This window comes from Rhizobium sp. P1_B8 (genome assembly GCF_056406515.1).
In genome coordinates this window covers 155,584-180,059 of the sequence record NZ_JBFTZZ010000002.1, presented here as the reverse complement: position 1 = coordinate 180,059, position 24,476 = coordinate 155,584, and the positions used below count along the sequence as shown (strand labels likewise).

Genomic DNA, 24,476 nt, shown 5'->3' with positions numbered 1-24,476 from the left:
GAAGTTGAGCGCTGTTTCATCTTCGCACAGGCGCTTTCGTCCAGCTGTCACATCGGCGTGAGTGACCGCCTTGTGATTTGCGGCTTTTGCTAGGATGAGCAAGGATTTGGGCGATCGCAGGAGGTAGCGCCATGTCCACGTCTTCCCACCGCAGGAGCATTACCGCGCTCCTTGCTGCCACTCTATTCTCGTTCGGCGTGTGTGCTGCGGGTGCGGCCGAGGATGCCGTCGTCATCCCGCCGCCGGCCATTGACGAGGTGGCCGGGCCAGGCACCGAGACCGCCATTTTCGCCGGAGGTTGTTTCTGGGGCGTCCAGGGCGTCTTCCAGCACGTGAAGGGCGTTGAGAGCGCCGTCTCCGGTTATGCCGGAGGCAACGCCAAAACGGCGCAGTATGAAACCGTCAGCACCGGCTCGACGGGTCACGCCGAATCCGTCCAGGTGAAGTTCGATCCGAAACAGGTGAGCTACGGCAAGTTGCTACAGATCTTCTTCTCTGTGGCGCACAACCCGACGCAGCTGAATTTCCAGGGTCCGGACCAGGGAACGCAATATCGTTCGGCGCTGTTCGTTTCCGATCCGCAACAGCGCAAGGTCGCCCTGAGCTATATCAGCCAGCTCGACAAGGCGCATGTCTTTCCGCAGCCGATCGTCACCAAGGTGTCCGACGCCGCCGGCTTCTATCCCGCCGAGGCCTATCATCAGGATTTCCTGACGCTTAATCCGACCTATCCTTATATCGTCTACAACGACCTTCCGAAAATCGAGAACTTGAAGTCGCTGTTTCCGGCCGACTACCGCAGCCAACCGGTACTGGTGAAGGCCAAGGGCTGATCGACACGACCGCTTACAGCGGCCGCATATCTCCGACTCATTGGCAGCCCCGCGACTCAGAGAGAATCGCCGCCGTCTCGTGCGGCAATGGATGCGAATGGTTGGTTGATCAAAGGGAAACTGCAGGGTTCAGCGCCGTTATGGCCGCTCTGGCGCCGACGGCATAAGGAACCATCGTCCCCGCCTTGCGACCAATAACGTGCTCAAGATCGGCGGGCTGCCAAGTCGGCATCTGCAATTCCGTGAGGACATTGAGCAGGAAATCAGGTCGCTTTCCAGCGAACTCCCGGCCGTCGCGGTGCCTCGTCGGGGCCCCCAATCGCCCTGGAGACAGTCATCGAACCCGTATGATACAGTAACATACTCCACAACCACGCCATCGTCTCCCTACATCAGAGAAGCAAACGTGTCCGTGTCGTCGCCTTGGGAGTGAAATATGGACGAAGGCGTGGCCGCTGCTACGCGCCAGTTTCCGGCACAATGGACTTTGCAGAAGCAAAACCCGAGCTCGCCAGGTGGGAGGCCTCGATAGATCCGACGCGTGGCGAGCGCCGTAGCATGTACGAGGAGTTGGTCGCGGCACTGGCAAAAGAAATCTAAGACGCTCTCGACGACGGCGCATTTCACTCTTTTTCTCTAGGTGGTAGCAATGGAGCAATCAGTTCATCCAGCGGCAATCGAGCACCTGCCGATTTTCATCACTTCGCCCGGACATACGGACTACCTTTTCGTTGTCGTCGTTGTCTTTCTGCTGGTGGCCGTGCTCGCGGTTGGAAATCTGTACTTCCAATTGCACGCCCTTCCCGAACGCAGAGCCCACCGTACGAACAAGGTGCAGATGGAGATCGTGGCCGTCCTGGCGCTCATCTCACTGTTCACCCACAACCATCTTTTCTGGATTGCCGGGCTGCTTCTGGCCTTTATTCAGATTCCCGACTTCTCCACGCCGCTCTACTCAATCGCCCAGTCTCTCGGCAAACTCTCCGGCCGCCAGGCTGAAACGACAGGCGATCCTGCTCTGATAGCGGAAGATACTGCGGAAGCAGAGCCAATACCGTCACCGCCCAAGACCAGCGTACATGGAGAGGATATCTGAATGTTTGAGTTGCTTCTCTGCTCAATGCTGACGATCCTCCCCGATTATCTGTTCCGGCGCTACGGTCAGGGAAAGCGGATCGGCCGCGACATCACGCTTTATACGGTGTGGTACGAACTCCGATGGGGGATCACCGCCTGCCTTCTTCTGACCGTTTCGCTGATTACGATGATTTTCTACTTCCATCCATCAGCCCAGACTGCCACCGCGATATTTCGAACCGTCACGATCATGCCGGAGGCAACCGGACGTGTAGAGGAAGTTTTCATCGGGCTGAACCAGAAGGTCGAGGCCGGATCGCCACTGTTCAGGCTCGATAATTCCGAACAGCAGGCGGCGCTGGAGACGGCCCGTCGGCGCGTCGCAGAAGTCGAGGCCGGAATAAAGGTGACCCAGACCGAGCTTATAGGGGTCGATGGCCAGATCAAAGAGGCGCAGGGTGCCTACCAGACGGCAGTCGACGAATACGAGATGAAGGCGCAGCTCCTGACGAACAACGCTGTCGCCAGGCGCGAGGTCGAACGCCTAGCGACGACGATCGACGGCCGCAAGGGAGCGCTGGATGCAACGGTGGCGAAAAAGCTGACCCTGGAGACACAGATCGCCGTGCAGTTGCCAGCTCAAAGAGCAAGCGCCGAAGCGGCCCTGGCGCAGGCGCAGGTCGAACTCGACAAGACCATCGTAAGGGCCGGCGTCGCGGGTACTGTGCAACAGTTTACGCTGCGTCGCGGGGACGTCGTCAATGCAATGTTGCGTCCTGCCGGGATCCTTGTGCCAGAAGGCGCTGGACAAAGCACACTGATCGCCGGCTTCGGCCAGATCGAAGCGCAGGTCATGAAAAAGGGGATGATCGCCGAAGCAACCTGCATCGGAAAGCCGTTTACAATCATTCCGATGGTCGTGACCGACGTGCAGGAGGTTATCGCGGCCGGACAATTGCGCGCGACGGATCAACTCATCGACGTTCAGCAGACGGCGCAACCTGGCACCCTGACCGTCTTTCTGCAGCCACTTTATCCGGGAGGGCTCAATGGCGTGCCGCCTGGAAGCAGTTGCATCGCCAACGCATATACCAACAATCACGACGCGCTCGCCGATCCAAACATTGGCAAGGTCAGGTGGTTTGCCCTTCATATGGTCGACGCCGTTGGACTTGTACATGCGATGATTCTGCGAATTCAAGCGCTGCTCCTGCCGGTTCAGACGCTCGTTCTGTCGGGTCATTGAACGCAGAACAATACGGGGATCGTTTCATCGACGACGACGAGAAGAGACTTGGTGTGGGTGACTCGTCGGGCGGATGGATCACCGTCGTCCGTTCGGTTGTCGATCCAAATTCTTCGTCGGCGTCCTTCGAACCGGCGCTGAGGGAGGCGGACCGACACGCGCCGAAAGACCATACAATTACATGCATTAGAACACCACTAGCGCGCACATTCGTCCCGCAGGAGACGGGAGGTTGGAATACGCCCGGCGGGCTTGGCCCGACTCTAGCAGGTAGGGTTTTTGGAAGAGCTCCGATTTTGCCGCGCACTTACAAAGACTTCAGTAAATGACGATCGCGCTAGAGCCGGCATGCAAACGATATTTCTCTATCTTCCAGTGAAGTATTCCCAATATGAGTTCGAAAATACTACCAAAGAATTAGTATCTACTGGCAATGCGCTTCAGATTCTGGCCCCAAAAGGGAGAAATAATTATATCGTCTTGTAATTCTCCCATCGAGCCGGCTCGCGTGAGATTGAGGATGATCCGGTTTCTCCTCAGCCGGTTTAAGAATTTATCAACGTTAACAATATCTTAAATCCAAAGAATCACGTTCCACCGCGGAACATATTGTGGAATTGCCCGTTACCACCATGAGTTTCGCGTGGGATAGGCTGTCGGAGCGGATCCCTCCTTAGAAGTATCGGCGTAACCAAGGGGACGTATCATGGCCACCAATGTCGTGCGGCGCTGGCAACGAGATGACCTCATGAAACAGAGAGTATTGATCGTTGAAGATGAATTCCTGATCGCCCTGGATCTCGAGGCGACGGTGGAAGCCATGGGCATGCAGGTCGCCGGCCTTGCGAATGATTGTGAACAGGCGTTGCGGCTGGCGCCGCTCGCCGATATCGCCTTCGTCGACGTCAATCTCGCCGACGGCCCGACCGGGCCCGAGATCGGCCGACGGCTGGCGCAGGAGCATGGCATTGCCGTTGTCTTCATGACGGGCAATCCCGAAGTGGTCGCCGATGGCGTCAAGGGCGCGGTTGGCGTGGTCCAGAAGCCGGTCATGCCTTCGGTTGTCGAGCAGCTGGTGAAATATCTTGCCGCGCGGCGCGTCGGCATGTTCGCGGTCGTACCCTCACAGATGACGGTCTTTGCCTGATCGGCTGGCTTTATCGGAAAGGCCTAGTCAGCCTGGTATGGCTGCGAGCTGCGGCAGATGCCCGGTCGTATCTACCTCCGGCCTGCCATAGGCCTTGAGAAAGGTGCGAACCGCGTTGCGCGCCGCCTTTTCGAGTTCTTCATCGGTGGGCGTGCCCCCGAGAAGGATCATCATCTGCAGGTCGGCATTGCCGAGTGCTACGAACTGCCGGGCGGCGACGTCGTAGTCGTCAATGGCGAGCGCCCCCTTATGGGCAAGCCGAGCTAAAAGTGCTGACAGTGCGGTGATCAGCTTGCCTGGCCCCTGCTGGCGCCAGCTTTCGAAGAGGTGCGGATATCGCTCGCCTTCCGTCTGCACCAGCTTGCGCAGAAATTTTCCGTCGTGGTTGCAGATGCAATTCTTATTGAGGCGCACGGCGAAGGCCGTCAGGTCATCCTCCAGATGGTCGGCGCGATCGGGAAAGGTCGAAAGCACGGAGAACAGCATGGCGTTGGCGCGGTTCATGACGTCTTCGACGACGGCGACGAACAGCGTTTCTTTCTCGCGATAGTGATTGTAGATCGTCTGGCGGGATACGCAGGCGACGGCGGCGATCTCGTCGATGCTGGTACCGGCAAAACCCTGGCGGCAGAATACGTCGGCCGCGGCATCGAGGATCGACATGCGTTTGGCGCATTGTCCGCGCTGCGTATGCCCTGTCATTCGGGCTGCCGGTGTCATGCGATCTTTCATGATAGCGAAGATAAGACGTCTTGACGTTTTAGACAATGGCGTCTAATTTGACATCTGTGTCCAAATTTGTTGACAGTCCTGGTTGCGCTGAAGATATAAGCTCCCAACTTCGTCTTCGCGCGAACGATCATCATTGAACCCTAGCGCATCGGCCCGAAAATCGGTTCCGATTTCCGGAAAGCACGATGCGTAAATTCAAAGAGTTGGAGTGTCCTTGTGCATCCGAGAGGACGCACGGCGCTCTAAGAGCAATGTAGCGGAGCGACGATCCGGTACCTCCGCCGCGCTTTTATGAAAGATCACCATTATGACGGCTCCCTTCTTTCGCATTGCCCTCATTCTCGGCCTTCTGTCGGCCATCGGGCCCTTTGCCATCGACATGTATCTGCCTGCACTGCCGTCCATCGGCCAGGACCTGCATGCCGATAATAACGTCACACAGCTAACCCTTCTTGCCTTCTTCATCTCCTTTGCGCTCGCCCAGCTTGTCTATGGGCCGCTGTCGGATATGTGGGGCCGCAAGCTGCCGCTCTATCTCGGCATCGGCCTCTTCGCCGTCGCCTCGATCGGCTGCGCGTTGGCCACCGATATCGAAACGCTGATCGCCTTCCGTTTCGTTCAGGGTATTGGCGGCGCCGCCGGCATGGTCATTCCGCGCGCCATCGTCCGCGACATGCACACCGGCGTGCAGGCCGCGCGCCTGATGTCGCTGCTGATGCTGGTCTTCTCGATCTCGCCGATCCTGGCGCCGCTGACGGGCAGCGCCGTCATCGAGTTCTACGGCTGGCGCGGTGTATTCTGGGCCGTGACGATTGCCGCCTTCATCGGCCTCGTCCTGCTTGCGACCCAGCTGGAGGAAACCCGTTCGGCGAACGAACGCAGCGGCAGCGGTCTGAGAAGCGCCATGGCGGCCTATCGCCTGCTGCTCACCGACCGCAATTTCCTGACGCTGACCTTTATCGGCGGCCTCGGCATTTCGAGCTTCCTCGTCTATCTCGCCAACTCGCCCTTCGTGTTGATCCAGCATTACGGGCTGACGCCGACGCAATACAGCTTCGCCTTCTCGATCAACGCCGTGTCCTTCTTTGCGGTATCGCAGGCCACAGGCTGGCTCGGCGAGCGTTTCGGCCTGGTGCGCGTCATGCGGATTGCGGTCAGCGCTTATGCGCTTGCGATGGTGGTGATGGCGGTGGTGATGGCCTCTGGCTTCAATCAGCTGCCTGTCCTGGCGACCTTCCTGTTCATCGGCTACGGCTTCCTCGGCCTCGTCATCCCGACGAGCGCGGTGCTCGCTCTTGAGGATCACGGCGAGATCGCCGGCACGGCCTCGTCACTGATGGGCACGCTGCACTTCGTGATCGCCGCCGTCGCCATGGTCATATCAAGCGTCTTCTTCGACGGTACTGCCGTTCCGATGGCCGCCGGCATTGCGCTCTGCGCCTTCTCAGCTTTCGCGCTGACCCAGGCAACGATCGGCCGCCGCGCGGCTGTTGCCGCTGCTGAATGATTTAAAGACAGGCCGCACCCGGTGTGCGGGTGCGGCCATATGATCCCGTCGCGGCCCATCCCAGAAAATGCAACGCGCAATTGATTATCGGCTGGCCGCTCTATCTACGCCGTGACGAAGCATGGTCATATCGGAGGATACTTATGGTCGACGAGAAGCGGCTGATCTCTAAAATCACCTGGAAGCTGATGCCCTTTCTCGGCATCCTTTATCTCATCGCCTATATCGACCGGCAGAACGTCAGTTTCGCCAAGCTGCAGATGGTCGATGCCCTCGGAATGAGCGAATATGCCTATGGCCTCGGCGCTTCGCTCTTCTTCATCGGCTATTTTCTTTTCGAGGTGCCGAGCAACCTCTTCCTCGACAGGCTCGGCGCCCGTGTCTGGTTCGCGCGCATCCTGGTCTCGTGGGGCATCGTCACCATCGCGCTCGCCTTCACGCAGAACGCGACGATGTTCTATATCCTGCGTTTCCTGCTCGGCGTCTGCGAAGCCGGCTTCTTTCCCGGCGTCCTCTATCTGCTGACGCTGTGGTTCCCTTCGGTCTATCGCGGCAGGATGGTCGGGCTGTTCATGATTTTCAGTGCGATCGCCAATGCCGTCGGTGCGCCGCTCGGCGGCGTGCTGCTCGATCTCGACGGTCTCTACGGCTTTGCCGGCTGGGAGTGGGTATTCCTGGCGACGGGTGTTCCCGCAGTCATCGCCGGCATCGTCACCTTCTTCTATCTTCCCGGCCGGCCTGAAAACGCAAGCTTCCTGAGCGGCGAGGAGAAGAAGTGGCTGGAACGAAGGCTCGCCTCGGAAAATTCCGGCATGGGCGAGAATGCCGGAAACGGCTTCAAGGCGCTCATCGACCCACGCGTGCTGCTAATGGCGCTCTGCTATATCGCCTTTCCGCTTTCGGCCTATGGGCTGAGCTACTGGCTGCCGACCATCGTCAAGGCCTTCGGCGTCAGCAACACGGTGAACGGTTTTCTCAACATCATTCCCTGGGTGCTGGTCGCGATCGCGCTCTATGTCGTTCCCGCCATGGCCGACAAGGCGCAATCGAAGACGCCCTATATCGTCGTTCCTGCCTTCATCGGCGCTGCCTGCCTGCTGCTCTCGGCGCTCATTCCGAACCACAGTTTGCAATTCGCCTTCCTCTGCGTCGCTGCTGCCGGGATCTTCGCTCCACAGCCGGTGTTCTGGAGCCTGCCCTCACGTTTCCTCAAGGGTGCGGGTGCCGCAGCCGGCCTTGCGGCCATCAATTCGGTCGGAAATCTCGGCGGTTTCGTCGCCCAAAACGTTGTGCCCTGGATCAAGGAAGCGAGCGGCAGCACGATCGCGCCGATGTTCTTCCTGTCCGCCTGCCTGGCGGCCGGAGCCCTTCTGGTCTTTTTCGTTACGCATCAGCTGTCGAGCAGGGAGCAGGCTGCTCCAAGCCGGGTCTGATGCAAGCCGCTAAACAAATCGACGCAAAGGGCATCAGGTTGTCAGAGTGAAAGCGTCGCTTTCGCCCGGAATGAGTTCCAGCGGCCAAATCCTGTTGCGGGCACCCTGCGGATAGTGATCGGCATAGGCCGGCATGGTGGCGAGCAGGGTTTCGCCGAGCTGCGCGCCGAGATCGCGCAGCGACATGCGAAAGGACGTCAGCGTCGGCTGCAGGAAATGCGTGCGCGGCTCCTCGCGGAAACCGACGACGGCGAGGTCGCGGCCGGGCACGACGCCGGCCTCGGAAAGCCGTCGGTAAAGCCCGATCGCCATCAGTTCATGGATCAGGATGATCGCCGTCGGGCGCTGCTCGATCATCAGCAATTCGTGGCCGGCCTGATAGCCGCCCTGTTCGCTCGACTTGACCCGGATGACGAGGGCCGGGTCGAAGGGGATATCATGCCGTTGCAGCGTCTGGCGGTAAGCGTCGAGGAAGAGGTAGCCGAGATTGATGTCGGAGGAGGGTACAGCCACAGCGATCCGCCGATGGCCTTTGGCGACCAGCCGGTCGACGCCGCGCGACGCCACGCCCTCGAAATCGAGGTCCATCCAGGTGTAGCTGCCGCCCGACGCGCTGCGCCCGAGCGTCACGAAGGGGATGCGGGCCTTTTCCAGCAGCTCGATGCGCCGGTCGGTGCGTCGCGTCGCCGAGATGATCAGCGCGTCAACAAGCCGGCGCGCCACCATGCGCTTCAGATATTCGTGCGGGTCCTCGTCATCGGGGCAGGGCAGCATGACAAGATCGAGCTTGTGACGGGAAAAGACGCTCTGCAGCCCGTCGGTGACGCCAAGGAAGAAGTCGTCGCTGTTTTCGACCGTCTCGCGGCTCACTTCGAGCATCAGCCCGATCACATTTGTCATGCCCTGGCGGAGGCTGCGGCCCGACTGGTTGGCGACGTAACCGAGCTCTTCGGCGGCGGCGAGCACGCGCCGGCGCGTTTCATCGTTGACGTCGGGCTTGCCGTTCAGCGCACGGGACACCGTTCCGATCGAAATATCGAGATGCTCGGCGAGCTGGCGGATTCCTTTCATCTCAGGCGATCTTCCTCCCCCAATGCATGTCGCCCAAAACTGTGCAGCGGTTTTGGGACAACGACATGCGGCAAATAAAGCGTCATGCCCCTTCTTGCCACAGGATGGCGCCTGCGAAAAGCCGTGGGGCAAGTGTCAGGGTCTGAAGCTCTGGCGGATGACGAGTTCCGGAATGACGCGTTCGTAACCAGGAGGCGCATCGGGATTTTCAAGCCGCCGCTCCATCAGCTCGACGGCGCGCTGCGCCATGGTCAGCGGATCCTGGCGGAAGGTGGTGAGCCTGTAGTTCAGCCAGGCGGATTCCGGCACGTCGTCGAAGCCGATGACGGCGACGTCCGCGGGGATACGCAGCCGCGCTTCCAGGCGCACGACATCCATCAGTCCGAAGGCGATCTGGTCGTTGGCGCAGAAAACGGCGTCGGGCGTTATTGTCTCCGAGAAGAGTGCGCGTGCGGCCGCAACACCGCCGTCATAGTCGCAGTCGCCGCCGCGTCCGACGACGACGGATACACCAAGCGACTCGGCCGTCGACAGGAAGGCGCTTTCGCGCTCGATGATAGCAGGCGTTCCCGTGTGGGAGCCGATGACTGCCAGCCGCCGTCTGCCGCTTTCGTAAAAGGCCGTCGCCGCCTTGCGGGAGGCTTCGGAGTTGCCGGCACGCACATGGTCGGCGTCGGGTTCCGAACGGCCGATCACGACGAGCGGCTGGCCGTTTCGCTGTGCAAGTTCGAAGAAACTCGCCGGCGGCGAGCCGGACAGGATGATGATCGCCTCGGCGCGGTGGCCGATCAGCATCTTCTGGGCGGCGAGCAGCTCTTCTTCCGTCTGGCCGGTGTTGATCAGGATCGGGATGCTGCCGCGTTTGATCAGGGCTTTGGCCAGTGCTGCCGCCAGATGCGCACGAAAACCCACTTCCGGCCGTGTTGCGACGATGCCGACAAGGCGGCTCTGGTTGGCAAGCACGCCGCGCGCCAGGTCGTTGACGTGGTAGCCGAGCTCCTGCGCCGCTCGCAGCACTTTTTCGCGCGTCGTCGGAGCGACGCTGGCACCCGGCGTGAATGTGCGCGAGACCGCGGAGCGCGAAACGCCCGCCAATTGCGCGACCTGCTCGGCGCTGACGAAGCGCATGCGTTCTTTCTTCGGCGCCTTGGCGCCGTTCACTGAACCATCATTCATTGGCTTTCAGCTATTGATCGTCTCTGACAGCCGGATGACAAGCGATCGCATGGCAACGAGATTTTTTGATAAGGGGATAACCGCGGGCAATAGTGATTGCCGAGGCCGCTGGACGCAACCTCGGCTGAGGGGGAACGAATATGAGCGGCGACGAATGATCGGTCACGCCGCTCGTGTGGCGAGTTTATGAACCCGTTATTCGCAGACGCGTACAGTTTCGGCGTGATAGCCGCCGTCATAGCGGTTGCGGACATCGCGGTCCTCATACCAGCATCTCGGTTGGGGCTCGACATAGCGGGGGCTCTCTACGTAACGAGGGCCTTCATCGACATAGCGAGGGCCGCCGCCATTGGCGATCGCGCCGCCAATGAGCCCGCCGACAACCCCTGCGGCAACGCCGCCGGCGATGATGCGGCCGGTGTTATCGTGATGACGGTGGTCACGCGCGGCAGCAGGCTGAATGGCCGATCCAACAAGGGCCGTGGCGATCAACAGGCTGCTAATAACTCTCTTCATAATATTCTCCTCAGTGGCACTTGCCCCGGATAAGAGGCAAATGCGGCAGCAAGTCGTTTGTTCGTTCAAACTTTGCGACAGGCGTTAATGCATGTCATCGGGGATTAGAGCGCCGTGCGTCCTCACGGACGCACAAAAGATGTTCTAACACTTTGAATCTACTCATCGTGCTTTTCGAAAATCGATTCCGATTTTCGGGCCGATGCGCTAGGTCGCAGATTGCGTCGCCGTCGTGTCTTCCAGCACCTCTTCGGGAATATCGTCGAAGGAGGCGTAATTGAGGTTATAGAGCTTGGAGTAGAGCTTGCCGTTCTTCATCAGCTGACGGTGGTCGCCGCTTTCGATGATTTCGCCGTTCTGCAGCACGATGATGCGGTCTGCCTCGCGGATCGTCGCAAGCCGGTGGGCGATGACGAGGCCGGTGCGGTTTTCGAGCAGCTTTACCAGTGCCTTCTGGATCAGCATCTCGGTATAGCTGTCGATATTGGCGGTCGCTTCGTCGAGCACGAGGATCTTCGCGTCCGCCACCAGCGCACGAGCAAAGCTCAAAAGCTGGCGCTGGCCGAGCGAAAGATTGCCGCCGCGCTCGCCGAGAACGCTATCGTAACCCTCCGGCAGACGCATGATGAAGTCGTGCGCGCCGACGGCTTTGGCCGCCTCGATCACCTGTTCGCGCGTCGCCTCCAGCTTGTGGTAGCGGATGTTCTCGAAAACGGTCCCGGTAAAGAGGAAGGGTTCCTGCAGCACCATGGCGATCTGTGCACCGAGCGAATCCTGCGTCAGTGCGCGCACATCGTGGCCGCCAACCAGCACCTGGCCTTGCTGTACATCGTAAAAGCGATGGATCAGCGACATGCAGCTCGATTTGCCGGACCCCGTCGGCCCGACCAGCGCCACCGTCTCGCCGGGATTGACCTTGAAGCTGACATGCTTCAGCACCGGATGCTTCGGATTGTAGCCAAAGACGACGTCCTTGAATTCCACCGAGCCGTCCATGTCGCGCGATAGCGCCGTGGCACCAGGCGCATCCTTGATGTCGACAGGCACGTCGAGCACTTCGGTCAGCCGCTGGCCGGAAGCCATGGCACGCTGCATCACCGAATATTGCAGTGTCAGCGAACGGATTGGGTCGAAGAAGCGCTGAATGTAGAACAGGAAGGCGACGAGCACGCCGACATCGAGCGCCTGGTTGAGAACGCGGGCGCCGCCGACGACGATGACGAGCGCCATCGCCACGCCGGTCAGACTGTCGACGATCGGCACCATAACCTGCGCATAGCGCGCCGCCGTCAAATGCGTCTTGAGGTTGGCACGCGCCTTGTCGTCGTAGAGCGTGAAGTTGACGCCCTGCCTGTCCATGCTCTGGACGGCACGCACGCCGTGGATCGCTTCGGCGAGCGCGCCGGCGGCAATCGAATTGGTCTCGTGCGCCGCCATGAAGGATTTGCGGGCGAGCGGCAGCCAGAACAGCCGGACGATGAAGAGCACCGGCAGCACCGAGAGCGTCAGCAGCCCCAGCTTGAAATCGAGATAGAGCATCACGAAAATGATGCCGAAGAGCAGCACGATGTCGCCGACTGACAGTACCGAGGTTTCGAGAAATTCCTGCATCGAGTTGACGTCGCCTTGCAGGCGCGACATCAGCCGGCCGACCTCCGTCTTATCCATGAAGGAGAGCGAAACGCGCTGGAGATGCGAAAACATCGCCTTGCGGATATCGAAGAGCACATCTTCCGCCACGCCGCCGACCAGCGTTTCCTGCGCGTAGCTTGCCGCATAGTTGATGAGGATGGCAACAGTGAACGCGGCGATCGACCAGGCCAGTGCCGAATGGTTGCCGCCCGGCGACATGCCGTGGTCGATGGCATAGCGGATGATCAGCGGGATGGTGAGCTGCATCATCGTGAAGGTCAGAACGGCGACGACGGACCAGAGGACCTGACGGCGATAGGGGTGGACGAAAATCCAGATGCGCTTGACGATGTTGCCGTCGAAGGCCTTGCCGAACATCTCCTCCTCGACGCGATGCGAACCGACCACCGCCCGTGGCGGGCGGCGTCCATCCTCGCGAACGTCGGGGCGCTCGGTTTCCAGTTCCTCGGCCATGTCATTCCTCCCGCGGCCATCACTTCCGGTGGCCTGCATAGTCAATACTCGTTCCTCTCCACTTGGGAGCAGAGGGGAACATACCCGTTTGCTAGGCGCTCAGCGCCTCGTCGCCGGGCCGCACCTGAAGGTCGTAGAGCGCCTTGTAGCGCCCGCCGAGCGAAAGCAGCGCCGCATGCGTGCCGCGCTCGACGATCCGGCCGTCTTCGACGAACAGGATCTGGTCGGCATGCATCAGCGAGCTCAGGCGGTGGGCAACGATGATCGTTACGCGGTCAGCGGCATAGCGGCGCATGGCGCTGCGGATGCGCTGCTCGGTGGCCGCATCGATCGCTGCCGTCGAATCGTCGAATACCATCACTGCCGGTTTCAACATCAGCGCGCGGGCGATCGAAAGACGCTGCCGCTGGCCGCCGGAAAGCGAAACGCCGCGCTCGCCGACGACAGTGCCATAACCGGTGGGAAGGCCGAGCACGTAATTGTGCAACTGGGCGCTTTCGCTGGCGCGCTCGATGCGGCCTTCCTTCGCCCACGGGTCGCCATAGGCGATGTTGTTTTCGATCGTCGTGGTGAACAGGAAGGAATCCTGCTGGACGATGGCCACGGCCCGGCGCAGCGATTGCAGCGTCGCCTTGCGGATGTCCTGGCCGTCGATCGTGATCTTACCGCCGCTGACATCGTAGAAGCGTGGGATCAGATGCGCGATCGTCGACTTGCCGCTGCCCGGAGGCCCGACGATGCCGATCGTCTGGCCGCGCCGGGCTTCGAAGGAGACATCCTGGAGCACGGTGCGCTTTTCGGAACCCGGATAGGCGAAGCTGACGTTTTCGAAGCGCAGCACGCCGTCGGTGAGGTTCAGCTCCTTCGCATCCGGCGCATCCTTGATCGCGATGTCGAGGTCGAGAAGGGCAAAGAGGCGTGAGCCGCATGTGGAGGCGCGGGCAAAGGCGTTGACCATCAGACCGAGCTGGCGCACCGGCATCTGCAGGATGGTCATGAAGGTCAGAAACGAGGCCAACGTACCGACGGTGATCTCGCCCGACATCACCTTGCCGCCGCCGACCCAGAGCACCAGGCCCATCGCAGCGAAGAAGGAGAAGGTCATGGCGCTGGTATTGGTGACGCGGATGCCGACGCGCTGATGCGCGAGCGCCAGCGCGCTTTTCGACGCTGCCTCAAATTTCGAAATCTCGTGTTGGTGGGCGGCAAAGGCGCGCACGACGCGGATACCGCCGAGATTTTCCTCCATGATGCGGGTCAGCACCGAAAGCCGCTCCTGCAGGTCGAGCCAGGTGGCGCGTAGCCGCAGTTGCGTCACCGAGGAGCGCCAGCCGACGAAGGGAACGAAACTCAGCGCCAGGAGGCCGAGCACGATATCGGTCGACAGCAGCATATAGGCGCCGATACCGATCAGGATCGACAGCAGGATCATCCGGACGAGCGCGGTGGAAAAATACATGCGCACGCCTTCGAGATCGAGGAGTCCGACGGTGATCAGGTCGCCGGAATGAACGGTGTCATGAAAGCTGAAGGAGAGCCGCTGGATCTTCTCGTAGCAGGCCAGCCGCAACTCATAGCCGATGTGATGGCCGACGGCTTCGCTGTAATAGTTCTGGACCATAGTGAAGAGGCCGCGCAGCACGCTGGCGCCAAGCAGCAGCAATGCCGTGGTCAAAAGCGCGTCCTGTGCCGCCTGACCCGCCGCACCGCCGCTCATCGCCATCTGCGTGTGGTCGACGGCCTGGCCGAGAAGGCGCGGGATCATCAACTGGAAGGTGGAGGCGACAAGCGTGGCGCCGATCGCGAAGCCCGATTGCCAGGGGTGGCGGAAGGCCATCATGGTGATGCGCACCAATGTGTAGAGGCCTCGGCCCCAGCCTGCCGCAGTTGCAAGCGCCATCGAAGCCGAAGGCTTCGTCGCGCGTGTTAACGCATCGCTGCTCACGGTATTTTTTCCAATAGATGTGTGGTCGGACGCTGGCCCGAAAAGACGGCAAATCCATGAAGGGATTGATAGCACCTTCACTTTTGCCGATTCCATTTGGGGGTTCAAGTAAAGAATTCACCAGTTGGTTATTTTTACGTGAGGTCTCCTCGCATCCGGGCGGGAACAATCTGTGGGCGAACGGGTTGCAGCAGGCGAATGCTCACAGCCAACCGCTACGGAGAGATCCATGCCGCTGAAAGCTCTCGCCCTCAACGCCACTCTGAAGACCAGCGAATCCAAGGACGCCTCCTCGACCGACCGGATGATCGACCTTATCGACAAGGCGATGTCGGCACATGGCGTTGAGACCGGCGTGCTTCGCCTTGCCGATTTCAACGTCAAGCCGGGCGTCACCTCCGACGAAGGCGCCGGCGATGACTGGCCGGATATCCGCGCCAAGGTGCTGGGCGCCGATATCCTGGTGATGGCAACGCCGATCTGGCTCGGCCAGCCATCCAGTGTCTGCAAGCGGGCGCTCGAGCGCATGGACGCCTTTCTCGAGGAGACCGACGATCAGGGCCGCATGGTTTCCTATGGCAGGGTCGCGGCCGTTGCTGTCGTCGGCAACGAGGACGGGGCCCATCATGTGTCGGCCGAGCTCTTCCAGGCGCTGAACGACGTCGGCTTCACCATTCCGGCGAATGCGGTCGCCTATTGGGTCGGCGAGGCAATGGGTTCCACCAATTTCGTCGATCTCGACAAGGTGCCGAAGGTGGTGACGAAAGCCGTCGACATGCTGGCGCGTAACACCGCGCATCTGGCTGGCCTGCTGAAGGCGAAGCAATATCCGGGCGAGGGTAGCTGAGGTCGAGGCAGCACCGCCGAACTGATGTTTCCAACATCAATCCCGTAGTCTTGGGTGCAAATTTCGTCTGGGATTTCTGCGGGAAATCTCAAAAGCCTGTTTTGTTTCAACGGCTTGAAGAGATATGGCAACAAAGCTCTTGCCACCTGCGCCATTTAGCGCTTTCATACACTACTAGTTTGATAGACTATGGGCGGGCGTGATTGCTCCCCTAGTTCCCTTGCGGGGCCGCTGGTTCGGACCCCGATGCCGCGGCAGATGTTGTGAATGGCCGCATGAACCTCGTCAACGCGTGAACCGGTGTTTTATGCGTTGAAACCTCGATCGACCCACGGTGCGGATAAAGCCGCAAAGGAGTTGCGATGACGGTTCAGGGACTTTTTTCCGCGAGAGCCAATGCGGCGGCGCAGATATCCGCCGTACCGCGCATTGCGATCGTCGGGCGCGGCTTTTCCGGCATGATGACGGCCATCGCGCTGATGAAGACGGTACGCGCGCCCTTTCACCTGCAGCTCTTCGATCCGAATTCGTCCGTCAGCGGTGGGCAGGCGCTGGCGTCAGCCCGCTCCTCGACGATCCTCAACACCCGTGTGCGCGATCTCTCGGTTTCGGTCGGCGACAATGACGATTTCAACGACTGGCTCTGCAGCAACGCCGCCTTCCGCGCCGCTGTACCGGCCGCCATCCCCGGATTCCGGCAGATCTTCGTGCCGAAGGAAATCTTCAGCGATTATGTCTACCAACGCTTTTCGGAAGCGCTCGCCGCGCGCAGGGACATCACCGTCCAGGTCTGCAACGATCCGGTCGTGGCGATCCGCAGGAGCCACGGCAACCGCTTCCTGCTCGAAAGCGCCAATCCCGCCAATCCGCTGTTTGATACCGTGATCCTCGCCACCGGTTACGGCCTGTCTGCGCCGGATGCCGGTGAGCAGGACGCTTCGCCGGTCAGGGCCCAGCGCCTCGTCGCGCGGCCGCATGCGGTGCTGCTCGGCAGCGGCATCCGCGTCGTTGACCAGCTGCTGCAGCTGCGCGATTCCGGTTACACCGGCCAGGTGACGATCATTTCCCGGCGCGGCTTTCTGCCCCAGAGCCATACGCCGAATTCCGCCGACCCGGTCTTCCCGGCCGAAGCGCTGCCGCAGAGCCTGCCGGAGATCGTGCACTTCATCCGTCAAGCTTGTCGCGAGGCGGAGGAAGCGGGGCGAAGCTGGCAATCGGTGATGAACGGCCTGAGGAAACATGCCCGCTCGCTTTGGCGTTCACTGCCGGCTCGCGACAAGCATCAGTTCAACCGCCACCTCAGGGCAATCTACGACAGCCATCGCAACCGCCTGCCGGAGGCCATGCACCTGCGGCTGAAACGCGAGCTCGCCGAAGGCCGCACGGTACTGCGCCGCGGCCGCGCCGGCCGCCGGGGCCTGAGTGGCCTGTTCTTCACGCCGGCCGGTTCCGCCGCCGAGGAAGTCATCCATGCCGAGCGCATCATCGATTGCCGTTGTCAGGCGCCGGATCTTTCAGCGCCCTTGATGCAGAGCCTGCTTTCCGCCGGCCTGGCCCAGCCGGACGAGCTCTCGCTGGGGCTGGCGGTCAATGCGCGCGGCGAGCCATTCCTCGAGGATGGTTCGACGGTCGCCGGGCTCTTTGCCGTCGGTCCGCTCGGCCTCGGCAGTCTGCCGGATATCGATCTCGTGCCGGAGATCGTCTCGCAGGCCTATGCCGCTGCCGAGCGTGTCGGCGAGAGGTTCTACCCGCAGGTCAAGGCCGTCTGAAAATTTGAGCCTGAATCGGAACCATCCCACCCCTGCTGCGTTATAATGCGCTGGTGACTAAGAGGGGCCGATGGAAGTGCTGAATCGACATGATACGTCTCTAGATGAGGAGGGACGCTTTCGCCTTCTGGTCGATGCCATCACCGACTACGCCATTTATATGCTGAGCCCCGAAGGTATCATCACCAGCTGGAATACCGGCGCTCAGCGCTTTAAGGGTTACAAGCCTTCCGAAATTCTCGGCCAGCATTTTTCCCGTTTCTATTTGGAAGAGGACCGCGCCGCTGGAATTCCGGCGCGCGCGCTGGCCACCGCGGCGGAGCACGGCCGGTTCGAGGGGGAAGGCTGGCGCCAGCGCAAGGATGGAACCCGCTTCTGGGCGCATGTGATCATCGATCCGATCCGCCATCCCTCCGGCGAGCTCATCGGCTATGCCAAGATCACCCGCGACCTGAGCGAACGCAGAGCAGCTGAACAGACGATCCGCCAGAGCGAGGAACAGTTCCGCCGGCTGGTCCAGGGCGTCTCGGACTATGCGATCTACATGCTGGATCCCAACGGCAACGTCAGCAGTTGGAATTTCGGTGCCRAGCGGATCAAGGGCTATCGACCGCAAGAAATCATCGGCCGGCATTTCTCGACCTTCTATACGCCCGAGGACCGCGCTGCCGGCTTGCCGGAAACCGCGCTCAGCCTCGCCCGCGCCGAGGGCCGGTTCGAGCGGGAAGGCTGGCGCGTGCGCAAGGACGGCAGCCGCTTTTGGGCCAGCGTAGTCATCGACGTCATCCGCGACGACGACGGCGATGTGCTCGGTTTCGCCAAGATCACTCGCGATATTACCGAGAAGATGGAGACCCAGCGAGCACTGGAGCAGGCGCGCGAAGAGCTCTTCCAGTCGCAGAAGATGGAGGCAATCGGTCAATTGACCGGCGGTATCGCCCATGATTTCAACAATCTGCTGATGGCTGTGCTCGGCAGTCTCGAAATCCTGAAGAAGCGCATGCCGCAGGACCTCTCACTGACATCGTTGGTCGACAATGCCATGCAGGGTGCCCAGCGCGGCGCCGCCTTGACGCAGCGCATGCTTGCTTTTTCCCGCAGGCAGGAATTGCACATAGAGCCGATCGACGTCTCCGGCTTGGTCCGTGGCATGATGGATATGCTGAGCCGTTCGCTCGGCCCTCTCACCGTGATCGAGACCTCTTTCCCCGTCAGGCTCCCAACGATCCTTACCGATCCGAACCAGCTGGAGATGGCGATCCTGAACCTCGTCGTCAACGCGCGCGATGCCATGCCGTCCGGCGGACGGATCGTGCTTCGCGCCTCCGAGGAGTCGCTGCTGTCAGGTAAGGGCCCGCTGTCGGCCGGCCGCTATGTCCGTATCGCGGTGATCGATGAAGGCGAGGGCATGGATGCAAAGACGGTGGAGCAGGCCATCACGCCGTTCTTCACCACCAAGGGTGTCGGCAAGGGCACCGGTCTCGGCCTTTCCATGGTGCAGGGCCTCGCGTCCCAGTCCGGCGGCCGCCTCATACTGAAGAGCAGCCTCGGCGAAGGCACCACGGCCGAATTGTGGTTCCCGGTCGCCGTTGCCGAGCAGGGGACCGAGGCCGCTGCAGACCCGCCGCAACGCGAGGACAATGCGCCGCGCCAGATGCGTATCGTCGCCGTCGATGACGATGGTCTGGTCCTGATGAATACAACGCTGATGCTGGAGGATCTCGGCCATACCGTGTTCGAGGCGATGGCGGGCTCCGAGGCACTCGACATCCTGCGCAAGCAGCAGGTCGACCTGGTGATTTGCGATCATGCCATGCCGCGCATGACGGGGGCGCAGCTTGCCCAGGCGATCCGCAACGAATGGCCTGATATGCCGATCATCCTCGCAACCGGTTACGCCGAGATTCCCGAAGGCGCAGGCATCGTCGACCTGCCCCGCCTCGGCAAACCCTTCTCGCAAGCGCAACTCGCCGAGGCGATCAGCCGGATTGCTTCATAAGGGCGATCACTGCCGCATTATGCGGGGGCCCTCTCGCCGCGAAGAATGAACACCAGCAATGCCAGCACCATCGCTGCCAGCCCGTACCAGGTGATCGCGTAGACGAGATGGTTGTTGGGGAAAGCGATGACGGTCAGGCCGCCGACGGGCAGGCCGCCGGGATTGGCAGTGGCATCGGCGTCGATGAAGTAGGGCGCGATCGTACCAATGCCGCGCTTTTGCGCGATCGCTGCGACGTCGCGCGAATACCAGCGGTCGGCCGCGACGTCGTTCGATTGCAGCAGCGATCCCTTCGGCTCCGTCATCCTTATCAGACCGGTGATCTCGACCGGTCCTGACACTTCACCCTCGCGGCGCGAGGCCGGGTCGCGCCTGTCGGTCGGCACGAATCCGCGATTGACGAGGATCGATGAACCGTCGGCAAACGTCAGCGGCGCCATCACCCAGTAACCCGGACCGAGCGCGGTCGAGGCATAGACCAGCGTTTCCTTGTCGTTCGCCAGCGTCCCGGACACGATCACCCGCCGATATTCGTCATCAGTGGCATTGATCTTGTTCCAGTCGGGACGTGCTGGGGCTGGCACGGGTGCCGCATGCACACGCTGGTCGACGCGCACGATCAGATCGCGTTTCCAGGCCAGGCGCTCAACCTGCCAGGTGCCGAGTGCCGCGAGTGCCGCAGCAAGCAGCACCAGACAGACGGCGAAGATCGCTCGTTTTACCCGATAACGCTGTCTTTCCGACTTCTCCGCGTGAGCCTGCGGGTGACGCTGCCGCCGCCCTCTCGTGACTGTCACGGCATGTTCTTCATCATTTCGGGGCTCATCGGCATCATGTTGGTGTTGAGATGATGCATGACCCAGAGGGATCCGGAGAGCGCGATCGCGACGATGATGAGGGTGAAGATCAGCGCCATGATCGTCCAGCCGCCCTCGCTCCTGGTATTCATGTGCAGGAAGAAGACCATATGGACGACGATCTGGATCGCGCCGAGGCCCATAACCAGCACCGCCGTCACCGCCGGACTGTCGAACACGCCTGACATGACCAGCCAGAAGGGAATGGCGGTCAGGATAACGGAAAGCGCGAAACCCGTCATATAGCTGCGGAACGTGCCGTGGCCGGCCTGATGGCCGTGGCTGTGGCCGTGATGAGCCTCGTGGGCATCCTCATGTGCAGGTGCTTGCGAACTCATCCGAGAACTCCCAGCAGGTAGACGAAGGAAAAGACGCCGATCCAGACGACGTCGAGGAAGTGCCAGAACATTGAAAGGCACATCAGGCGGCGGCGGTTGGCCTCGATCAGACCGTGCATCGACACCTGTACCATCAGCGTGATCAGCCAGATGATGCCGAAGGTGACATGCAGTCCGTGCGTGCCGACCAGAGTGAAGAAGGAGGAGAGGAAGGCGCTGCGCGTCGGCCCGGCGCCTTCATGGATCAGGTGGATGAACTCGTAGAGCTCAAGCCCGATGAAAGCTGCACCGAACAGGCCGGTAACAGCAAGCCAGAACAGCGTTTCCGCTTTTGCGTTCCGCTCCATCTGCAGCATGGCGAAGCCGTAGGTGATCGAGGAGAAGAGCAGCATCGAGGTATTGAGGGCAACGATCGGCAGATCGAAGAGATCGGCCGGCGACGGGCCGGCGGCATAGTTGCGGCCGAGCACGCCGTGTGTTGCAAACAGCACCGCGAAGATCAGGCAGTCGCTCATCAGGTAGAGCCAGAAGCCGAGATTGGTGCTGTTTTCCGGATGATGGTCTTCGGTCAGGTAGAATTCAGGCTTTTCGGCCGTGTCGATGGTCTGATCGCTCATGGTCTCTTACACCTGCTCGGCAAGCAGCGCAGTTCGCTTGCCTTCCGTTTCGGTTACCTCTTCGGCGGGGATGTAGAAGTCGCGTCTGTAGTTGAAAGTGTGGCCGATCGCGACGACGAGCATGGCGACAAAGGAGACGACCACCAGCCACCACATATACCAGATCAGGCCGAAGGCGAGTGCGACACTGATGCCCGACAAGATCGCCCCGGTGCCGGTATTCTTCGGCATGTGAATAGGCCGGAAGCCTTCCAGCGGACGCGCATAACCGCGGTTCTTCATGTCGTACCAGCCGTCATGATCGTGCACGACAGGCGTCAAGGCGAAGTTGTATTCCGGCGGGGGCGAGGAGGTCGACCATTCCAGCGTGCGGCCATCCCAGGGATCGCCGCTGTCGTCGCGCAATTCCTCGCGTTTCATGAAGCTGACGACGATCTGGATCAGGAAGGCGGCAATGCCAAGCGCAATCAGGCCGACGCCGAAAGCGGCGATGATGAACCAGATCTGTATCGACGGGTCCTCGAACTGGCTCATGCGGCGGGTGACGCCCATCAGGCCCAGCACATAGAGCGGCATGAAGGCGAACCAGAAGCCGATCTGCCAGAACCAGAAGCTCATCTTGCCCCAGAAGGGATCGAGCTTGAAGCCGAATGCCTTGGGGAACCAGTAGTTCACGCCGGCGAACATGCCGAAGAGAACGCCCCCGATGATGACGTTGTGGAAGTGGGCGATGAGGAACAGCGAATTGTGCAGTACGAAGTCGGCCGGCGGCACGGCAAGCATGACGCCGGTCATGCCGCCGATGACGAAGGTCACCATGAAGCCGACCGTCCACAGCATCGGCACCTCGTAGCGGATGCGGCCGCGATACATGGTGAAGAGCCAGTTGAACATCTTCGCCCCGGTCGGAATCGAGATGATCATTGTGGTGATGCCGAAGAATGAGTTGACCGAAGCGCCCGAGCCCATCGTGAAGAAATGGTGCAGCCAGACGATGTAGGACAGGATCATGATCACGCAGGTCGCATAGACCATCGAGGCGTAGCCGAAGAGGCGCTTGCCCGAGAAGGTGGCGACGACTTCCGAGAAGATCCCGAACGCCGGCAGCACAAGGATGTAGACCTCCGGATGACCCCAGATCCAGATGAGGTTGATATACATCATCGGATTGCCGCCGAGGTCGTTGGTAAAGAAGTTCGTTCCCGCATAGCGGTCGAGCGACAGCAGCGCCAGCGTTGCCGTCAGGATCGGGAAGGAGGCGACGATCAGCACATTGGTGCATAGGGCCGTCCAGGTGAAGACCGGCATCTTCATGAAGGTCATGCCCGGAGCACGCATCTTGACGATGGTGGCGATCAGGTTGATGCCCGAAAGCGTCGTTCCGACGCCGGCCACTTGCAAGCCCCAGATATAATAATCGACGCCGACGCCTGGACTGTAGGCAGCGCCCGACAGCGGCGGGTAGGCGAGCCAGCCGGTCTGGGCGAATTCGCCGATGAACAGCGATAGCATGATGATGATCGCGCCGGCGGTGGTCATCCAGAAAGAGAAGTTGTTGAGGAACGGGAAGGAGACGTCGCGCGCGCCGATCTGCAGCGGCACCACGAAGTTCATCAGACCGGTGACGAAGGGCATCGCCACGAAGAAGATCATGATGACGCCGTGGGCGGTGAAGACCTGGTCGTAGTGATGCGGCGGCAGATAGCCCTCCGAACCGTTGAAGGCGATTGCCTGCTGGATGCGCATCAGGATCGCGTCGGAGAAGCCGCGCAGCAGCATGATGACGGCGAGGATTACATACATGATGCCGATCTTCTTGTGATCGACGCTGCAAATCCAGTCCCGCCAGAGCGGACCCCAGAACTTGAAATAGGTGATGATGCCGAGCACCGCGATGGCGCCGATGACGACGCCGATGAAGGTCACGACCAGGATCGGCTCGTGATAGGGGATGGCATCGAGGGTCAACCGGCCGAAGACGAACTTCAGGAGGTCAGGATTGGAAAACATGGAACAACCCGTTCATTATGTCTTGCGACGCAAAGCGCCAGGTTAATTGTTGTTGTTGAGCTGCGCCGGCGCCGGATCGGCGCCATTGCTCATGCCGGGCATGGAATGGCCCTCATGCTGCATGTCCATTCCGGGCATGTCGTTCTGCATGCTGTTGCCGTCGGTACGCTCGGCGGGCTCGCTTCGGGCCGGAGCACCCGTCGCCGGCACGGTGGCGGCGGGCGCCACGATGCCTTCGTCGGCATGACGGGTGTCATATTGCAGCTTCTCGCGGTTCTCGGCACTTTCCTTGCCACCACCGCCCATCATGTCGATGTGCATCATCTCGCTCATGCACATCTTGCCTGGTGTGGCGCACATATTGAGGATGGCGTTGTAAAGGTCGGCGTCGGCCCCGGCATAATAGCGCACCGGTTCCTTCTCGCTCGGTTTCTCGAGCTTCAGATAGGCGTCGCGGTTGAGCATCGTGCCTTGCTGCTTGACCTGCGCCACCCAGGCGTCAAACCCCTCTTGGGTAAGGCCGTGGAACTTGAAGCGCATGTGCGAGAAGCCAGCGCCGCTGTAATTGGCGGAAAAGCCCTCATATTCGCCTTCCTTGTTGATGACGGCATGCAGCTTCGTCTCCATGCCCGGCATGGCATAGATCTGGCCGGCAAGGGCAGGGATGTAGAAAGAGTTCATAACCGAGGAGGCGGTGATCTTGAAATTGATCGGCATGTCGACCGGGGCAGCGAGTTCGTTGACGGTGGCAATGCCGAGTTCGGGATAGAAGAACAGCCACTTCCAGTCGAGCGCCACGACCTCGACGTTCAAGGGCTTGGTATCAGCCGGAATGGCGCGCTCTGCATCGAGGCGGTCGAGCGGGCGGTAGGGATCGAGCTTATGGGTGGAAATCCAGGTGACGGCGCCGAGAGCGATGATGATCGCAAGCGGTGCCGCCCAGATCACGATTTCGAGGCGGGTCGAATGGTGCCATTCCGGCGCGTAGGTGGCGACCGTATTGGAACGTCGGTAGCGCCAGGCGAAGAACAGCGTCAGGAAGATCACCGGTACGATGATCAAAAGCATCAGCACCGTCGAGATGACGATCAGATCGCGCTGTTGCATGGCGATGTCGCCGGAAGGCGCCATGACCACCATGTTGCATCCTGCCAGGAAAAGCAGCGGCAAGACGGATAGAAGGCGGGAAAACTTCGCGAGTTTTGGCACGTCTCTAAGCTCTTGTTGTTTCGTTTGTTCCGCGACTAACG

Annotated in this window: 20 protein-coding genes; 9 read left to right on the top strand and 11 right to left on the bottom strand. The window is 60.8% G+C overall.

Translation table 11 applies throughout. The features are described from left to right. The first annotated feature begins 131 nt into the window (after positions 1-131). The 4 genes from msrA to AC1D2N_RS04610 all read left to right on the top strand — a co-directional run bounded on the left by msrA (position 132) and on the right by AC1D2N_RS04610 (position 4,303). Positions 132-833: a peptide-methionine (S)-S-oxide reductase MsrA gene (msrA, locus tag AC1D2N_RS04625; RefSeq protein WP_018246233.1), complete on the top strand. Its 702-nt coding sequence runs from the start codon at positions 132-134 to the stop codon at positions 831-833. Between the two features lie 649 nt (positions 834-1,482). Continuing rightward, positions 1,483-1,929 (top strand): hypothetical protein, encoded by a 447-nt coding sequence (locus AC1D2N_RS04620; protein WP_018246235.1) that lies wholly within the window; start codon positions 1,483-1,485, stop codon positions 1,927-1,929. Further along, positions 1,930-3,156: an HlyD family secretion protein gene (locus AC1D2N_RS04615; RefSeq protein WP_018246236.1), complete on the top strand. Its 1,227-nt coding sequence runs from the start codon at positions 1,930-1,932 to the stop codon at positions 3,154-3,156. Positions 3,157-3,862: 706 nt separating this feature from the next. Further along, a complete protein-coding gene (locus AC1D2N_RS04610; RefSeq protein WP_026188739.1) occupies positions 3,863-4,303 on the top strand; it encodes a response regulator in 441 nt (146 codons plus the stop codon). 27 nt (positions 4,304-4,330) lie between these two features. On the opposite strand, the gene AC1D2N_RS04605 is transcribed toward AC1D2N_RS04610, so the two are convergent. Then, the gene (locus AC1D2N_RS04605; RefSeq protein ID WP_018246238.1) at positions 4,331-5,071 is read right to left on the bottom strand and encodes a TetR/AcrR family transcriptional regulator; all 741 of its coding nucleotides are present in this window, start codon (positions 5,069-5,071) and stop codon (positions 4,331-4,333) included. 271 nt (positions 5,072-5,342) lie between these two features. On the opposite strand from AC1D2N_RS04605, the gene AC1D2N_RS04600 reads away from it, so the two are divergent. Together AC1D2N_RS04600 and AC1D2N_RS04595 are read left to right on the top strand one after the other, a co-directional pair. Continuing rightward, positions 5,343-6,542 (top strand): multidrug effflux MFS transporter, encoded by a 1,200-nt coding sequence (locus tag AC1D2N_RS04600; protein WP_018246239.1) that lies wholly within the window; start codon positions 5,343-5,345, stop codon positions 6,540-6,542. A 143-nt stretch (positions 6,543-6,685) separates the two neighbouring features. Then, entirely contained in the window at positions 6,686-7,975 is a 1,290-nt protein-coding gene (locus tag AC1D2N_RS04595) for an MFS transporter (RefSeq protein ID WP_018246240.1), read from the top strand. Positions 7,976-8,008: 33 nt separating this feature from the next. On the opposite strand, the gene AC1D2N_RS04590 is transcribed toward AC1D2N_RS04595, so the two are convergent. The 5 genes from AC1D2N_RS04590 to AC1D2N_RS04570 all read right to left on the bottom strand — a co-directional run bounded on the left by AC1D2N_RS04590 (position 8,009) and on the right by AC1D2N_RS04570 (position 14,897). Continuing rightward, positions 8,009-9,046, bottom strand: a complete 1,038-nt coding sequence (locus AC1D2N_RS04590; RefSeq protein ID WP_018246241.1) for a LacI family DNA-binding transcriptional regulator — start codon at positions 9,044-9,046, stop codon at positions 8,009-8,011. A gap of 135 nt (positions 9,047-9,181) precedes the next feature. Next, on the bottom strand, positions 9,182-10,222 hold the full coding sequence (locus AC1D2N_RS04585) for a LacI family DNA-binding transcriptional regulator (RefSeq protein ID WP_018246242.1): 1,041 nt from the start codon (positions 10,220-10,222) through the stop codon (positions 9,182-9,184). A 195-nt stretch (positions 10,223-10,417) separates the two neighbouring features. Further along, a complete protein-coding gene (locus AC1D2N_RS04580) occupies positions 10,418-10,738 on the bottom strand; it encodes a hypothetical protein (protein ID WP_018246243.1) in 321 nt (106 codons plus the stop codon). 207 nt (positions 10,739-10,945) lie between these two features. Beyond that, positions 10,946-12,844 carry an ABC transporter ATP-binding protein gene (locus AC1D2N_RS04575; RefSeq protein ID WP_130653812.1) on the bottom strand — a complete coding sequence of 633 codons (1,899 nt, stop codon included), beginning with the start codon at positions 12,842-12,844 and terminating at the stop codon, positions 10,946-10,948. 91 nt (positions 12,845-12,935) lie between these two features. Then, positions 12,936-14,897: an ABC transporter ATP-binding protein gene (locus tag AC1D2N_RS04570; RefSeq protein ID WP_477980812.1), complete on the bottom strand. Its 1,962-nt coding sequence runs from the start codon at positions 14,895-14,897 to the stop codon at positions 12,936-12,938. A gap of 121 nt (positions 14,898-15,018) precedes the next feature. On the opposite strand from AC1D2N_RS04570, the gene AC1D2N_RS04565 reads away from it, so the two are divergent. The 3 genes from AC1D2N_RS04565 (at position 15,019) to AC1D2N_RS04555 (ending at position 19,404) form a co-directional block, all read left to right on the top strand. After that, positions 15,019-15,636 (top strand): flavodoxin family protein, encoded by a 618-nt coding sequence (locus AC1D2N_RS04565; RefSeq protein WP_018246246.1) that lies wholly within the window; start codon positions 15,019-15,021, stop codon positions 15,634-15,636. 362 nt (positions 15,637-15,998) lie between these two features. Beyond that, positions 15,999-17,405, top strand: coding sequence for an FAD/NAD(P)-binding protein (locus AC1D2N_RS04560; RefSeq protein ID WP_018246247.1), 1,407 nt, complete (start codon positions 15,999-16,001; stop codon positions 17,403-17,405). A 70-nt stretch (positions 17,406-17,475) separates the two neighbouring features. Then, positions 17,476-19,404: a hybrid sensor histidine kinase/response regulator gene (locus AC1D2N_RS04555; protein WP_477980809.1), complete on the top strand. Its 1,929-nt coding sequence runs from the start codon at positions 17,476-17,478 to the stop codon at positions 19,402-19,404. Between the two features lie 17 nt (positions 19,405-19,421). On the opposite strand, the gene AC1D2N_RS04550 is transcribed toward AC1D2N_RS04555, so the two are convergent. Genes AC1D2N_RS04550 through cyoA form a run of 5 tightly spaced genes read right to left on the bottom strand, consistent with a single transcriptional unit; the run spans position 19,422 to position 24,435 of the window. Beyond that, positions 19,422-20,201, bottom strand: coding sequence for an SURF1 family protein (locus AC1D2N_RS04550; RefSeq protein ID WP_018246249.1), 780 nt, complete (start codon positions 20,199-20,201; stop codon positions 19,422-19,424). Continuing rightward, positions 20,198-20,599: a cytochrome o ubiquinol oxidase subunit IV gene (gene cyoD / locus AC1D2N_RS04545; protein WP_018246250.1), complete on the bottom strand. Its 402-nt coding sequence runs from the start codon at positions 20,597-20,599 to the stop codon at positions 20,198-20,200. The genes AC1D2N_RS04550 and cyoD overlap by 4 nt, the downstream gene beginning before the upstream one ends. Next, complete coding sequence (gene cyoC, locus AC1D2N_RS04540) at positions 20,596-21,216, bottom strand: cytochrome o ubiquinol oxidase subunit III (RefSeq protein WP_018246251.1); 621 nt, start codon at positions 21,214-21,216, stop codon at positions 20,596-20,598. Before cyoC ends, cyoD begins: the two co-directional genes overlap by 4 nt. Before the next feature lie 6 nt (positions 21,217-21,222). Beyond that, positions 21,223-23,226 carry a cytochrome o ubiquinol oxidase subunit I gene (gene cyoB, locus AC1D2N_RS04535; RefSeq protein ID WP_018246252.1) on the bottom strand — a complete coding sequence of 668 codons (2,004 nt, stop codon included), beginning with the start codon at positions 23,224-23,226 and terminating at the stop codon, positions 21,223-21,225. A 42-nt stretch (positions 23,227-23,268) separates the two neighbouring features. Beyond that, positions 23,269-24,435, bottom strand: coding sequence for a ubiquinol oxidase subunit II (gene cyoA / locus AC1D2N_RS04530; protein WP_018246253.1), 1,167 nt, complete (start codon positions 24,433-24,435; stop codon positions 23,269-23,271). Positions 24,436-24,476 lie beyond the last annotated feature (41 nt).